The sequence below is a fragment of the Jiella flava genome, from assembly GCF_017349315.1.
In the GTDB taxonomy this organism is placed as follows: domain Bacteria; phylum Pseudomonadota; class Alphaproteobacteria; order Rhizobiales; family Rhizobiaceae; genus Jiella; species Jiella flava.
The window spans coordinates 545,453-559,865 of record NZ_JAFMPP010000001.1; the positions used below are offsets into that span (position 1 = coordinate 545,453).

General features: G+C 58.5%; 13 protein-coding genes. 11 read left to right on the top strand and 2 right to left on the bottom strand.

Annotated features, from left to right (window positions below; all coding sequences use genetic code 11):
• Window positions 1–38: 38 nt before the first annotated feature.
• From pxpA to J1C48_RS02440, 9 genes are all read left to right on the top strand, one after another.
• Complete coding sequence (gene pxpA / locus J1C48_RS02400; RefSeq protein ID WP_207256040.1) at window positions 39–761, top strand: 5-oxoprolinase subunit PxpA; 723 nt, start codon at window positions 39–41, stop codon at window positions 759–761.
• 66 nt (window positions 762–827) lie between these two features.
• Window positions 828–1,904, top strand: a complete 1,077-nt coding sequence (gene torT, locus J1C48_RS02405; RefSeq protein WP_207256041.1) for a TMAO reductase system periplasmic protein TorT — start codon at window positions 828–830, stop codon at window positions 1,902–1,904.
• On the top strand, window positions 1,904–3,439 hold the full coding sequence (locus tag J1C48_RS02410; RefSeq protein ID WP_207256042.1) for a sugar ABC transporter ATP-binding protein: 1,536 nt from the start codon (window positions 1,904–1,906) through the stop codon (window positions 3,437–3,439). Before torT ends, J1C48_RS02410 begins: the two co-directional genes overlap by 1 nt.
• Window positions 3,436–4,455 carry an ABC transporter permease gene (locus J1C48_RS02415; protein WP_207256043.1) on the top strand — a complete coding sequence of 340 codons (1,020 nt, stop codon included), beginning with the start codon at window positions 3,436–3,438 and terminating at the stop codon, window positions 4,453–4,455. The genes J1C48_RS02410 and J1C48_RS02415 overlap by 4 nt, the downstream gene beginning before the upstream one ends.
• A 200-nt stretch (window positions 4,456–4,655) precedes the next feature.
• On the top strand, window positions 4,656–6,041 hold the full coding sequence (locus J1C48_RS02420) for an aspartate aminotransferase family protein (protein WP_231081530.1): 1,386 nt from the start codon (window positions 4,656–4,658) through the stop codon (window positions 6,039–6,041).
• Window positions 6,001–6,933: a 5-oxoprolinase subunit B family protein gene (locus J1C48_RS02425; RefSeq protein WP_207256044.1), complete on the top strand. Its 933-nt coding sequence runs from the start codon at window positions 6,001–6,003 to the stop codon at window positions 6,931–6,933. Before J1C48_RS02420 ends, J1C48_RS02425 begins: the two co-directional genes overlap by 41 nt.
• Window positions 6,930–7,904 (top strand): 5-oxoprolinase subunit C family protein, encoded by a 975-nt coding sequence (locus J1C48_RS02430; RefSeq protein WP_207256045.1) that lies wholly within the window; start codon window positions 6,930–6,932, stop codon window positions 7,902–7,904. Before J1C48_RS02425 ends, J1C48_RS02430 begins: the two co-directional genes overlap by 4 nt.
• Before the next feature lie 15 nt (window positions 7,905–7,919).
• Window positions 7,920–8,156 carry an acetyl-CoA carboxylase gene (locus J1C48_RS02435; RefSeq protein WP_207256046.1) on the top strand — a complete coding sequence of 79 codons (237 nt, stop codon included), beginning with the start codon at window positions 7,920–7,922 and terminating at the stop codon, window positions 8,154–8,156.
• Window positions 8,157–8,162: 6 nt separating this feature from the next.
• Window positions 8,163–9,530 carry an acetyl-CoA carboxylase biotin carboxylase subunit gene (locus tag J1C48_RS02440; RefSeq protein ID WP_207256047.1) on the top strand — a complete coding sequence of 456 codons (1,368 nt, stop codon included), beginning with the start codon at window positions 8,163–8,165 and terminating at the stop codon, window positions 9,528–9,530.
• An 83-nt stretch (window positions 9,531–9,613) separates the two neighbouring features.
• On the opposite strand, the gene J1C48_RS02445 is transcribed toward J1C48_RS02440, so the two are convergent.
• The gene (locus J1C48_RS02445) at window positions 9,614–10,282 is read right to left on the bottom strand and encodes a FadR/GntR family transcriptional regulator (protein WP_207256048.1); all 669 of its coding nucleotides are present in this window, start codon (window positions 10,280–10,282) and stop codon (window positions 9,614–9,616) included.
• Window positions 10,283–10,388: 106 nt separating this feature from the next.
• On the opposite strand from J1C48_RS02445, the gene J1C48_RS02450 reads away from it, so the two are divergent.
• Complete coding sequence (locus J1C48_RS02450; RefSeq protein WP_207256049.1) at window positions 10,389–11,882, top strand: NAD-dependent succinate-semialdehyde dehydrogenase; 1,494 nt, start codon at window positions 10,389–10,391, stop codon at window positions 11,880–11,882.
• A gap of 708 nt (window positions 11,883–12,590) precedes the next feature.
• On the top strand, window positions 12,591–13,064 hold the full coding sequence (locus J1C48_RS02455) for a DUF2937 family protein (RefSeq protein WP_343217676.1): 474 nt from the start codon (window positions 12,591–12,593) through the stop codon (window positions 13,062–13,064).
• Window positions 13,065–13,066: 2 nt separating this feature from the next.
• Here the strand turns inward: J1C48_RS02455 and J1C48_RS02460 are convergent, their stop codons facing one another.
• The gene (locus J1C48_RS02460; protein WP_207256050.1) at window positions 13,067–14,404 is read right to left on the bottom strand and encodes a bifunctional folylpolyglutamate synthase/dihydrofolate synthase; all 1,338 of its coding nucleotides are present in this window, start codon (window positions 14,402–14,404) and stop codon (window positions 13,067–13,069) included.
• Window positions 14,405–14,413 lie beyond the last annotated feature (9 nt).

Here is a 14,413-nt window from a genome sequence, read left to right on the forward strand (position 1 = left end):
AATCCGTTATAACACCAGACGGAACGGGGGAACGAGGAATGGTCACGCTGAATTGTGACATGGGTGAGAGCTACGGGAATTGGCAATTCGGCGACGACGCCGGGATCATGCCCTACGTCGACTGCGCCAATATCGCCTGTGGCTTCCACGCCGGTGATCCCATCACGATGCACAAAGCTGTCGCGCTCGCTGTGGATCACGGCAAAGATATCGGTGCGCACCCCTCCCTGCCTGATCGAGAAGGGTTTGGCCGGCGCGAGATGCGGCTGCCGCCTGAAGAACTTCGGGCCGCCTTCATCTACCAGATCGGCGCCCTCGCCGGCGTTGCTCGCGCGCACGGCGCGTCCCTGTCTCACGTCAAGCCACACGGCATCATCTATGGAATGGCGGCTCGCGAGGACGTCTACGCAGTCGCAATAGCCCAAGCCGTGAAAGTCTTCGATCTTCCCCTTTTCGGAATGGCGGGCACTCAGCACGAATTAGCCGCGGAGGCGGTCGGCGTTCCCTTCGTGGGGGAATTCTTCGCCGATCTCAATTACGGGCCTGCGGGCCAGCTGATCATTCCGCGCATTCATTCTGCCATCGATCTCGACAAGGCATCGGCACGGCTCGCGCGCGCCCTGGCGGAGGGCAAGGTCCAGTCCGTGGAAGGTAACGACGTCGATATCCGATTTTCCACCGTTTGCATTCACTCAGATCCCCCGAACTCCCGAGAAGTTGCCGCTACCATGCGCCGTGTATTGGATACCGTAAAACGGTAGTCCAAAGGGGCGTGAAGACCCCGATCTATAGGGAAAAGCTAAATCTCAACAGAGGAAAATAGAAATATGAAGAAGCTTCTCTTGTCCGGTATCATGGCATTACTTGCCGGAACGTCAGTCAGCGTGGCGGCATATGCTGCCGATGGCCCTGAAAAATTCCCCGTTCAATTGGTTGACGGTGACAAGAAGACGGATTCCGAATGGACGCTACTCAAAAAAGATGAGGTGAAGAAGCCCTGGAATATTTGCGTCCTCTTCCCGCATTTGAAGGATAGTTATTGGGTTGCGGCAGATTACGGCATCGCCGATGAAATCCATCGTACCGGCACTGCGATGACCCTCTACGAGGCCGGCGGTTACACCAACCTGTCGACGCAGCTCTCGCAGCTCGACAACTGCATTGCGCAAAAGTTCGACGGCATTATTCTTGGCGCCATCAGCGCAGACGGCGTCGGCCCGCTGGTCAAGAAGGCGACGGACGCCGGAATTCCGGTCATCGATTTTGTGAATGGCGTCAACGAGCCGAGCGTGTCTGGCCATGCTCTCGTATCGTTTTACGATCTGGCTTACACGACCGGCAAATATCTGGTCGATCAGGCGAAGGGAAAGAAGCAAGTGGTCGGCTTTTTCCCCGGGCCACAGGGCGCTGGCTGGTCCGACGACGCCGTGAGGGGCTTTAACGACGCCATCAAGGGTTCGTCGGTCGAGCTGGCCGTGACAAGGCGCGGCGATACCGGCCTGAACACGCAACTCGACCTGATCAACAATGCCCTGCAGACTTATGACAACATCAACTGGCTGGTCGGCGTCGACATTGCTGCTCAGGCCGCGGCTGTCGCCGTCAGAAACGCAAACATGCAGGGCAAAATCAACGTCGCGGCGTTCGATATTATTCCGCCGGTGTATGACGACATCGCAGCGGGAGCGACAAAAGCGTCGCCAACGGATTTCACGGTGCTCCAAGGCCGGCTCGCTGTCGACATGATCCTGAGGTTGCTCGAAGGCCAGAAGCTGGCAGCCAAAAGGGCTGGGCCGAAGCCTGAAATGGTCACCTCGGACAACTATAAGGACTTCACCAAGACCGACATGTTTGCGCCAGCCGGCTATCAGGTCGAATTTTCGATCGAAGCGACGAAAAAGTGATGCCGGTTCAAACTCATGCGGTGGAGGGCGAGGTGTTTGCCTCGCTCTCCAACGCATCCAAATTTTACGGCAGCTTTGCGGCCCTCAAGGATGTGAGCATCAAGCTTTCCTGCGGTGAAGTGCATATGCTCCTCGGCGAAAACGGAGCGGGCAAGTCAACGCTCGTCTCCCTGCTCACCGGAACGAACAGACTTGACGAGGGCAAACGGACTCTTCGTGGTGCCGATTGTCCAAACCTCACGCCGCTTGAAGCGCGTGAGGCGGGCATCAACACCGTCCTCCAGGATTTTGGTCTGGCGCCGACGCTTACGGCCGTCGAAAATTATACGCTTGGCCGAGAGAAAACAAAGGGCGGGTTTCTCGATAAGGCGCAAATGAGGGCCGACATGATCCGAGCGATGGAAAAGCTCGGAGTTTCCATCGATCCGGACGCACGCGTCGACACTCTCACCCGTGCGGAGCAACAACTTCTGGAAATTGTTCGGGCCCTTGGTGGGAAGCCTGGCGCGCTCATACTCGACGAACCAACGGCCACGCTGAGCCATGACGAATCCGAACATCTCTTTTCGGCGGTTCAGCTATTGCGCAGCGAAGGCTGGGCTATTCTTTATATCAGTCACCGAATGGAAGAAATTCGGCGGCTGGGCGATGTCGTCACGATCCTCCGTGATGGTCGGTTTGTCGGGTGCCACCGTCTTGCAGACGTCAGCAACGACCAGATGATCACCGAAATGGTCGGGCGGGAGATGGCGAACTTCTATCCGGAAATTCCCCACAATCCCACGACAGTCGCCCTTGAGGTCAAAGGGCTTTCTTCTGGCCAGAAGGTCAGGGACATATCTTTTGCCGTTCGGGCGGGGGAGATTGTCGGGCTCGGTGGGCTGGTGGGCTGCGGCAAGGCGGAAGTGGCGCGTGCCATATTCGGTCTTCAGCCGATCGACGATGGCCAGGTCATCGTTGCCGGGACTCGCATTTCAAAGCCGACGCCTGCCGCCATGCTCGATTGTGGCCTGGTCTATCTGCCGCAAGATCGTCGCGGCGAAGCGCTCGCTCTTAACCGCTCTGTCGCCGAGAATATTGTCGTAGAGGTCCTAGGCGAGAAAAATTCCGCGACTGCTGGCTTTGTAAAGACCTCCGTCCTCGGCCGTCTTGTCGCGGACGTTATGACAAGGCTCAAGGTGCAGCCGGCAGAGCCGAGAAAGCTCGTCCAAGAACTTTCCGGCGGCAATCAACAAAAGGTGGTTCTTGGTCGCGCTTTATCGCGCAGCAGAAAAATTTTCGCCTTTGACGAGCCCACTGCCGGCATCGATGTCGGCGCGCGACTGGACTTTTATAAACAGCTCCAGCAGCTCTGCGCCGAGGGTGCAGCCATTCTTTTTATCAGTTCCGACCTGCAAGAACTCGTTCATCTTTCCCATCGGATCTACGTCATGCACGAGGGCTTCTGCACGGCCGAACTCGACCAAGGTCAGATCACTGAGGAACGCGTAATTGCCTACGCATTCGGCGAAAAACCGAAAGAGGACATTCAATGACAAATGCAAGATCTTCGGCGGGCAATGCGCCATCCACTCCAGCGAATGCGGTCTCCAAGCTTCTCAGCTTCGGTGCGCTTCCGATCGTCCTCATAATCTGCATCATCATTTTCCAGATTGGCAATCCGCGTTTTCTGTCTGCACCCAATGTGTTGAACATGACGCAGCAAGCCGTCTACTTGCTGCTGATCGCTTTTGGCCAAATGCTCGTGTTGCTGGCCGGTGGATTTGATCTGTCGGTCGGTGCCGTGGTGGCTCTCACGTCAATCGTGTCCGCGAAGGTCATGGTTGCTGTCTCGCTCGCCTATCCGGACGCGCCGTACCTGACCATCACCGCCGGATTTCTGGCAACGATGTTGGTTGGTCTTGCCTGCGGCTGGGTCAACGGGTTCGGAGTCGCGATTATGAAGGTGAACGCCTTTATCGTCACCCTCGCAACATCGTCGATCTTCGCCGGGGTGACGCTTGTGACGTCACAGGGCATCCAGGTCTCCGGCCTCCCGCGTGATTTTGTCTACGGCATTGGTTCCGGGTATTTCATGGGCCTTCCTGTTTCGCTCTATTTTGCCGTTCCGGCCGTTGCCGCGGTCTTCCTTCTGGTCCGCCATATGCGCTTTGGCCGTTACATCTATGCGATCGGCTCGAATGTGAGATCCGCGGTGGTCGCAGGAGTCAACATCAACCGCTATCTGATGGCCTGCTACATGCTTTGCGCCACCATGACCGCCTTCGCCGGGTGGTTGTTGACGGCCCGCGTTTCATCGGGAGAGCCGATGCTCGGTGGTGAATTCCCACTGCAATCCATTGCAGCGGCTGTCATCGGCGGATGTTCGCTTCGTGGCGGTGAAGGGTCTCCGTTCGGTGTCCTTCTCGGCGTCATCTTTATCACGGTCGTGAAAAACGGAATGGACCTGCTCCGGATCGGCTCGAACTATCAAATGATTGTTTTCGGTGTCGTCCTGGTTGGTGCTGTGGTTCTCGATCGCTACCGACTTGAAAGGGCAGCCAAGCGCTAGAGAGCGGACTGCGATGAACCGGAACGCCATAGCGCTCGAAGACTTTGTTGAGCCGCATGGCGGGATCCGAAACGTCATGCAACGTTCAGCATCATGCCCTGAATCCTGTCCCTGTGAAGCCTGTCCCTGTGAAGCCTGTCCATGACACCAAGCGGCCGGCACGGTCCCGCTTCGTCTCCATTCCGTCAAGGATTAGTAAAGTGACCAACCACATCTCAAATTCACTTGCTCACGCCGATATATCGTCGGTTCTGCATCCCTACACCGACGCGCGCGCCCATGAACGGCAAGGCCCAGTCGTCATCGACCACGGCAAAGGCATCTATGTCTACGATGATAAAGGGAATGAATACATTGAAGGTCTCGCCGGTCTTTGGTCCGTCGCTATCGGATTCAACGAACCACGGTTAGTGAAAACAGCCGCGGAGCAGATGGCGAAGCTCCCCTATTATCACACCTTCAGTCACAAGTCGCACGAACCGTCGATAAGACTTGCCGAAAAACTGGTTGAGATGACGCCGCCCTCACTCAACCACGTCTTCTTCACGAGTTCTGGCTCTGAAGCCAATGATACCATGGTCAAAATGGTCTGGTACATGAACAACGCGCTTGGCCGCCCCAATAAGAAGAAGTTCCTGGCGCGCAACAAAGCCTATCATGGAATCACGGTCGCATCCGGTAGCCTGACGGGTCTTCCCAATAACCATCGGGATTTCGACCTGCCTGCAATCCCGGTCCGGCATCTGACATGTCCGCATTTCTATCGGTTTGCGGAAGAAGGCGAAACGGAAGTCGAATTCGCCGCTCGCTTAGTCGCTGAAGCGGAGGCGGCAATTTTAGAGGAAGGGCCGGAGACGATCGCCGCTTTCATCGGCGAGCCTTTGATGGCTGCGGGTGGCGTGATGGCGCCGCCGGAAGGCTACTGGCAGGGCATCGAAGCTCTCTGCCGCAAGTATGATATATTGCTTGTTGCTGATGAAGTAATCTGCGGCTTTGGACGGCTCGGAACAACTTTCGGGTGCGAATACTTCGGCTTCACGCCAGACATCATGATCACATCGAAGCAGCTAACCTCGTCCTACATGCCGCTTGCCGCAATCGTCTTCTCTGACGATGTTTACAACGCGATTGCGGACAACACGGCAAAAATCGGAACATTTGGCCACGGCTTTACCGCTTCGGGCCATCCGGTCGCAACGGCTGTGGGGCTTGAGAACCTAAAGATCATCGAAGAGCGCGAGCTTGTGGCGAATGCTGCAAAGGTCGGCAGGTTTTTCCAAGCTCGCCTGCGAGAACTCGCCGATCATCCGCTGGTTGGTGAGGTCCGGGGCATTGGATTGATCGCGGCGGTCGAAATGGTTGCCGACAAGCAGACCAAGCGGCCTTTTGCACAACCGGGTAAGATTGGCGCGACGGCCTTTTCCGCGACCCAGGAGCACGGATTGATCGTCCGAGCGATCGGAGATTCGATCGCGCTTTGCCCGCCTCTCATTATCGATGAGGTTCAGGTCGATGAGTTGGTGAATCGGTTGAAGAAGGCGCTTGATGACGTTGCTGAATGGCGATCTTCTGAGAACTTCAACTGAAGAGGCGGGGGAAGACATGATCTATGACCAACCAAGATTCATGCCAGCGGGAGACCGCTATGTGCTGATCGAGTTTGGCAACGAGATGAATCTCGACCTGAATTTTTTGGCGCAGGGCTTGGCGACGGCGGCTGCCAATGCCGAAATTGGCGGAGTTATTGAAACGGCGCCATGCTTTGCATCGCTGCTCGTTCATTACGAGCCGACGCAGATCGGCTATGACGATGTTGTTCGAGAATTTCTGCAGCTGAGTGCCGCGCTAGGATCGTCAGAGGATATCGAGCTCGAAAGTCGGCTTTTCTATCTGCCCGCGCTTTACCTCGACCCTTGGACGAAAGCCTGTGTTGACGATTACTGCGCCAAAATTGCCAAGAAGGCGCCAGACGCCGAACTCGTGGTTCAAGAGAACGGTCTGGACAATGTCGAGCATCTCGTCCGTCTGCATTCCTCTTCCGAATACTGGGTTGCGTCGCTTGGTTTCTGGCCCGGCCTGCCATTTCTCATGGCGCTCGATCCCAGAGCGAGATTGACGGCTCCGAAGTACAACCCGCCGCGGACGAATACCCCAAAAGGTGCGATCGGTCTTGGCGGTGCGGCCAACTCCATCTACCCGGTTGCGACCCCTGGCGGCTATCAGATCTTTGCGCGAACCCCGGTCCCGATTTGGGACCCGACCGGCCGACAGGAGGTATTTGAGGGAAGCCTGTGCCTCTTCAGGCCAGGGGATCGAATCAAGTTCGTGCCGGTCACCCGTGATGAATACGACGCTTGCGAGGCAGCGTTGAACGACGGCCGGTACAGTTACACTGTTGTCGAGTATCAGAAATTCGGAGTCAGAAACTACAAGAAATGGGTTTCAAAACTGGATAAAAAGACGGGAGCGGCGGCATGATCAAGATCTTGAAAGCTGGCCTCGAAACCTCAGTCCAGGATTATCCTGGCCGCATCGGCTACTGGAATCAAGGATTTCCGCCTTCCGGCCCTATGGACAGTTGGTCCTTTCGAATGGCGAATGTGCTCGTGGGCAATGCGCCGGGTGCCGCTGGCTTCGAGTGTCAGTTCCTTGGCCCCACGCTGCAGTTTGGTGAAGATACCGTCATCGCCATAACCGGGGCTGATATGACCCCGGCAGTCGACGGTGAAGCGGTGCCGCTTTGGCAATCCCTCGCCGTCAAGGCGGGCCAGACGCTTGTGCTCTCGGGGGCCCGCGTCGGTGCGCGCGCCTATATCGCATTTGCCGGCGGTTTGGCGAACCCGGAAATGCTCGGCTCGCGGTCCACATTCAACAAGGCGGGCGTGGGCGGCATTGACGGACATTCGGTAAAGCCTGGGCAGGAATTACCGCTGTTCCAGGGAGACGGCACTCCCGGGCTCAAAGTCCCGGATAATCTTCGCCCGCAGATCCGCACCGACAAAACCTGGGACATTGAGGTGTGCGCTGGCCCGAACGACGACTGGATCGACGAGGCCGGCCATGAGCGGTTCCTCACATCGCCCTGGACCCTTTCCGCCAAATCGGACCGGACCGGCTTTCGACTGGAGGGACCGGAGTGGACCTTCACGCAAAAGGCCACCAACAAACCGAGGGAACATGGTTCGTTGCCGTCGAACATCATCGATCATGGCTATCCGATGGGTGCGATCAATCTTGCCGGACAGACACCCATCATTCTCGTCAACGACGGACCTTCCATGGGCGGTTTCATCAACCCATACACGGTTCCATCATGCGCATTTTGGAAGCTCGGTCAGTCTAAGCCCAACGAGACCTTCAAATTCAAGCTCGTCAGCGTATCGGAGGCGCAAGATCTCGCACTGCAGATCGCCAAGCGCTGCGTCGCCGAAAACTTAGTCAAAGCATAAAGAGAACAACTGATTATGGCAAAACAGCTTCTTTCCCCGCTTCCAGGTGTATTCTACCGCCGACCCTCTCCAGACGAGGCAAACTTCAAGAATGACGGTGACGCCGTCGCTGCTGGCGACACGGTGGGGATCGTGGAAGCCATGAAGTCCTTCTTTCCGATTGAGGCGGAAGAAGCAGGTGTCGCGATCCGCTTTTTAGTCGAAGACGGAGCTGCCATCGATGCTGCCCAGGCAATCGCCGAGATGGATTGAGCGGCCATGACGATCAAATCACTCTTCATCGCAAATCGCGGTGAGATCGCCGTGCGTATCATCAAGGCGGCGAAAGCCTTGGGGATACGCACGATACAAGCAGCGAGCGAAGCTGACACCGGATCGCTCGCATGTAAACTCGCTGATGACGTTGTCGTAATCGGACCGCCGCAGGCTGCGAAATCCTATCTCGACATCGACGCGGTCGTCGCCGCAATAACGGCAAGCGGCGCGGATGCGGTGCATCCCGGCTACGGCTTTCTTTCGGAAAACCCTCGATTTGTATCCGCAGTCCAAGCTGCCGGGGTGATATTCGTCGGGCCCGATGCCGAGACGATCGCGAAGATGGGCGACAAGGCCACGGCACGCGCAGAAGCGATAGCTGCCGGCGTGCCGGTTGTTCCGGGCAGTGAAGGCCTGATCAGCGACCTCAATGATGCTCGCGCGCAGGCGCGTCGCATCGGCTATCCTGTGATGATCAAGGCAAGCGCTGGCGGCGGCGGGCGAGGTATCCGCATTGTCGATGATGAAGCATCACTTGAGACGTTGGTGCCACAAGCCATGGCGGAGGCCCGAGCGGCCTTTGGCAACGATAGCCTGTATATGGAGCGCTATATCTCGCGTGCTCGTCACATCGAGGTGCAGGTGCTCGGGGACGGAACCGATGTGGTGCATCTTTTTGAGCGGGAATGCTCGCTGCAGCGCAAGCGGCAAAAGGTATGGGAAGAGGCGCCAGCCGCGAACTTGCCGCAGCGCGTTCGTGACGCGATCTGTGCCTCTGCCGTGGCTCTTGCAAAAAGGGTGCACTACAAAAATGCCGGCACGCTCGAATATCTTTACGACAGCGAGACCGAGGAATTCTTCTTCATCGAGATGAACACCCGGATCCAGGTTGAGCATCCTGTGACGGAAGCGATCACCGGAATCGATCTTGTTCAAGCTCAGCTGCGTGTCGCAGGGGGTGAGCGCCTTTGGTTTTCGCAATCCGACATCGAAGCGAAGGGGCACGCGATCGAGGTGCGCATCAACGCCGAGAACCCGCTGAAGATGTTCATGCCGTCGCCGGGACTTATCACTGGCTATGCTGCACCAGCAGGTGATGCGGTCCGTTTCGATACACTGTTATACGACGGTTATCAGATTGCGCCGTATTACGATTCGCTCGTCGGAAAGCTGATTGTTGCGGCTAACGATCGCGCGTCGGCAATCGACGCTCTGACGAGTGCCCTTGATACTCTCAAGATCGAGGGGATTCATACGACCGTCCCGCTGCATAAGGCACTCGCCAGCAATCCGGAGGTTCGCAACGGTCGTTTCCATACCGCATGGTTGGAAGGCTGGATGGGGGCAGGTGGTCTGTCTGCCAAATCTTGAGCGTCGGATGATGCCGGCGAAAGATCGCTGGCGTCATCCGTCGCCTTCGGCGCGACGGACTCGACCAAAGTCGGGAGGGACGTTTAGGGGCTCGGGTCACCGAGAATTGCATGACGCGAATCGGTGATGTGTTGAAACATAATGGTTTCGGCATGACGACCGTCGCGGTCTAAGATCGCCTGATAGATCTCCTGATGCTGGGCAGCATAGCGCGCCATGCGATCGGTCGTGAGCGACACTTCTTTCATCCTGCCCCACAGTCTGCCCGAGCGGACGGCGTGGATTGACTCATAAATATTGTTCAACAAGTTGTTGCGGGCAGCTTGAACGATAAGGCGATGAAAAAGCGCGTCACAGTTCTCGAAATCGATAAAATTGAATGCAATGCTTCCGAGTTCGATGGCTTTCCGCATCTCTTCAATATCATAGGGCGTTGCTCGCAATGCGGCGATTGCGGCCGCCTTCGGTTCCACGATCAATCGCGCCTCGAAAACCTCGGCTGGATATGTCCGAACGACGAGCTTCTGCTGCTTGAAGGAACTCTTCTGTGCCGAGCGGAGACGATCATCGGCAAGAAATGTCCCCCGTCCCACATGGCGGATTAGGCGCCCGTCTTGCTCCAGCTTCGCCAGCTGCCGGCGCAACGCTGTTCGGGGGAGCCCGAGTTTCAGGGACAAGTCGCGTTCCGGCGGGAGCCGTTCTCCAGGCCCTATGCCTTCTGCGACGATAAAATCTTCCAATAAGCCGCTCATTTTTCTCCCAAATTGCCCAACCAATTTGATCTGGATTGACACCAAATACAATACCAATTTTATTGGTAGCAACCAAATAAACGCTACTCTCCCTGGAGAAAATGTCATGCCGAAGACGGTTGGTCTCGAGTCGAGCATCGAAGCGGAAAGCGCTCTTGAACTTGCTTCACGGGCTCCGAACACAATGCTCATCGATGGAGATTGGTCGGGCGGAACCAATTCGAATTGGTTTGATGTCATTGATCCAGCCGACGGCTCAAAGATCGCATCCGTCGTCAATGGAACCCAGGACGACGGATTGCGTGCCGTGGCTGCTGCCGCTTCAGCAGCCGAGGGCTGGAAGGCGAAGTCGCCGCGCCAGCGCTCTGATATTCTTATGCGATGCTTCCACCTGATGACGGAGCGCGCCGAGTTTCTGGCGAGGCTGATTACGGCGGAGAACGGCAAGGCTTTGCCGGATGCCCGCGGCGAGGTCTCCTACGCCGCCGAATTCTTCCGCTGGTATGCGGAGGAGTCTCCGCGAGATTTTAGCGAGTTGGCGATCGCGCCCTCCGGCGCAAATCGCATCGTCGTTCAGCATCAGCCGATTGGCGTTGCCGTCTTGATTACGCCCTGGAATTTCCCGGCGGCAATGGCGACCCGAAAGATTGCGCCGGCGCTTGCAGCCGGGTGCACCTGCATCCTTAAGCCCGCGGCGGAAACGCCTCTAACGGCGCTCGCGATTGGGGCGATTATGCTCGAAGCTGGCGTGCCTGCCGGCGTCGTCAATATCGTCACGACCACCTCCGCCGGTGAGGTCGTGAATGCGATGTTGCATGATCCCCGTGTGCGCAAGCTGTCTTTCACAGGATCGACTGGGGTTGGCAAAATCCTGCTTAAGGAGGCTGCAGATCAGGTTATCAGCAGCTCCATGGAGCTTGGAGGCAATGCTCCGTTCATCGTGTTTGACGACGCCGACCTGGAAAGCGCGGTCGCAGGCGCGATGGTGGCGAAGATGCGAAATGGCGGTGAGGCATGCACCGCCGCCAATCGGTTTTACGTCCAGCGTGGCATCTATGATGCCTTCGTTCAGAGACTGACGGACGAAATGAGCGCCTTGAAAGTGGGGCGGGGATTGGACGCCGGCATCCAACTCGGGCCCCTGATTACGCCGGCCGCTGTGGCGAAGGTTGAACGGCTCGTTCTCGACGCGGTCAATCGCGGCGCAAAGATCGTCACGGGTGGAACGAAGATTGCAGGGCCTGGTTATTTCTATCCTCCGACCGTCCTCTCGGAGGTTGTGCCGGGCTCTGACATCCTCAATGAAGAGATTTTCGGCCCGGTCGCCGCAATCATCCCGTTCGAGACGCAGGAAGAAGTGATCGCATTGGCCAACAACACCGAATACGGGCTGGTCTCATACATCTATAGCGCGGATCACAAGAGAGCATTTTTTGTTGCTGGAGAGATCGAGTCTGGCATGGTCGGTGTGAACCGAGGAATCGTCTCGGACGCTGCGGCGCCCTTTGGCGGTATGAAGCAAAGCGGACTGGGCAGGGAAGGCGGAAGGCACGGAATGCTCGAATATGTCGAAATGAAATACATCGCAGCCAGTTGGTGAAGATTGGCTGTGACGTTCGGGGACATCGTTTCACCGCTGCCCCCCGCCGGATTGGCGCCAGTTTCCTCTTTCCGGGGCAAGTCCAGTCGGCTGTCCCGCTGATCAGGGAAGCTATCGCCGACGGCGAGACTTTCGGGCGCATGCCTCCAAGGATGCCTGCGCCAGGACTGATATCAAGCACCGCAGGGCCAAGGCCAAATATCCATGGACCAATCAATGGACGGCCCGAGAGGATGAACCGCGCCATCAGGCGGCTACGGTCAAGCGCTTCGACGACGAGAGCCACGACCAGCTCCGGCAGCATTTCGCTGACGTCGTTGTCGCCGACAATGTCGCCCGCAGGCTCAAGACCCCTCAAGGGTCTTACCCCCGACGGGTTCATCTGCAAAATCCGGGACTCTCAGCCCGAACGCTGCACCGTCAACCCGCTCCAGCAAATACCGGAACCAGACAGCGACAGCATCGGCGCGAAAAGCGGAATCGATTTTCGGGCCGATGCGTCAATTTTGAGAGTGAGAGCGCCCTATCTGCGTCCGATGGGACGCAGATAGGGCGCTCTAAGCTCAGCTGACCTCTTCTCAACGGAACGCACGCCATGGCCGATCGCGACCTCCGCCGCCGGTTTCAGGCCACAGAGATTGAACGAGGGAGGACACGCCGCTGATCGCTCTTGTCGCCCGCATCGTTCCTGGCATTCTGATCGGCGGCCTGTTCAGCCAGTCGGCGGAGTTCTCCCAGCAATATCTGCAGCGGCTTGGCGGCGCCACTGACGAAATGCGGGCGGTGGTCGAGCGATTCGATGCCAGCGCGAGGGCCGAACAGCTGCCCCCCGACACGGCGATCGCCAAGCTGAAAGCCAGCGCCGACACGCTCGCCGCCCGCCAGGGCCGCAATGCCGAGATCAACCAGCAACGCTATCGCGAACTTGCAGCCCAGTATCGCACGATGCTCGGGTCCGCGCCGGTCATGCGGCCCTTCGAGCTGCTGCAGGCACCCGATTGGCCGCTGGTCAAACGCACCGGCGACGATTACCGGCCAGCGATCCCGACCACCGGCGACGGCGTCCTCTTCGCCCTATTCGGCTTCATCGTCGGCTGGGGCTGCGGTGCGAGCGCCCATGGGGCAGTATCGATCAGGCGCCGCCGACGCCGACGCCAAGCTGCCCTCGAGCGGAACGCCTGATTTCAGCGCGGCGCCAAGCCGGTCTGGCCGAGCACCTCGCCGACCAGGTAGAGCGAGCCGCAAATGACGAAGCGCGGCGCCACGATCGCCTGCCAATTGGCCGAGATGAGATGGATCGCCTCCTCGACGCTGTCGCATGGCTCGGCATCGAGCCCCGCCTCGATCGCGGCATCGGCCAATTCGTCCGGATCGATGCCGGATTCGCTCATGCCGATCGGCACGGTGAAGACCCGCCGGGCCATGCCGGCAAAGGCGGAGAAGAAGCCGACCGGCTCCTTGGTGTTGATCATCCCGACGATCAAAAAGAGCGGCCGCGAGACCCGCTCCTCCATATCGGCGAGGGTCTCCGCGATTGCGACGCCCGCGCCCGGATTGTGGCCGCCATCCAGCCAGATCTCCGCGCCCTCGGGAACGATGTCGATCAGCGGGCCGCTGGTCATGCGCTGCATGCGCCCGGACCAGTCGACCTTGGTCATCCCGGCCTCGATCGCCGCATCCGACGGCGCGAATGGCGATTGGCGCAAGGCCGCGATCGCCGTGGCCGCGTTGGTGAGCTGATGGCGCCCCGGCAGGCGTGGTAGCGGCAGGTCCAACAAGCCGAGATCGTCCTGATAGACCATCCGGCCGTGTTCCTCGTAGGCGAAGAAATCCTGGCCATAGACCGAGATCGGCGCCCCGACCCGGTCGGCGATACTGGTCAAGACGTCGAGCGCCACCTGTTCGGCCTGCTGGCCGATGACGACGGGAACGCCGGGCTTGATGATTCCGCCCTTTTCGGCGGCGATCAACTCCACCCGATCGCCGAGAAACGACTGATGATCGAGGGAGATCGCGGTGATGACGCTGACTGCCGGCGTCTCGATGACGTTGGTCGCATCGAACCGGCCGCCGAGTCCGACCTCGACCAAGGCGATGTCGGCCGGATACTCGGCAAACAGCATGAAGGTGACGGCGGTGAGGATCTCGAAAACGGTGATCGGCTGATCGTCATTGGCGGCGGCCGCCTGCCGCACGGCCTTGGCGAGCACCGCGTCCGAGACGAGCTGCGAGCCGCCGCCCGAGGGATCGGCGAGCCGGTAGCGCTCATGCCAATGGACGAGATGCGGCGAGGTGTGGGTGTGGACGGCGCGCCCGTCCGCTTCGAGGATGGCGCGCGAAAAGGCAGTCACCGAGCCCTTGCCGTTGGTGCCAGCGACATGGATCGTCGGCGGCAGCCTGAGATGCGGGTCTCCCAAAACCGTGAGCAGCCGTCTTATCCGCTCCAGCGACAGGTCGAAGCCTTTGGGATGGCGGCCGAGCAGGGCCTCGATTTCAGCCGTGGCAAGTGAGCTTGTGGTCATCGCGGCGTG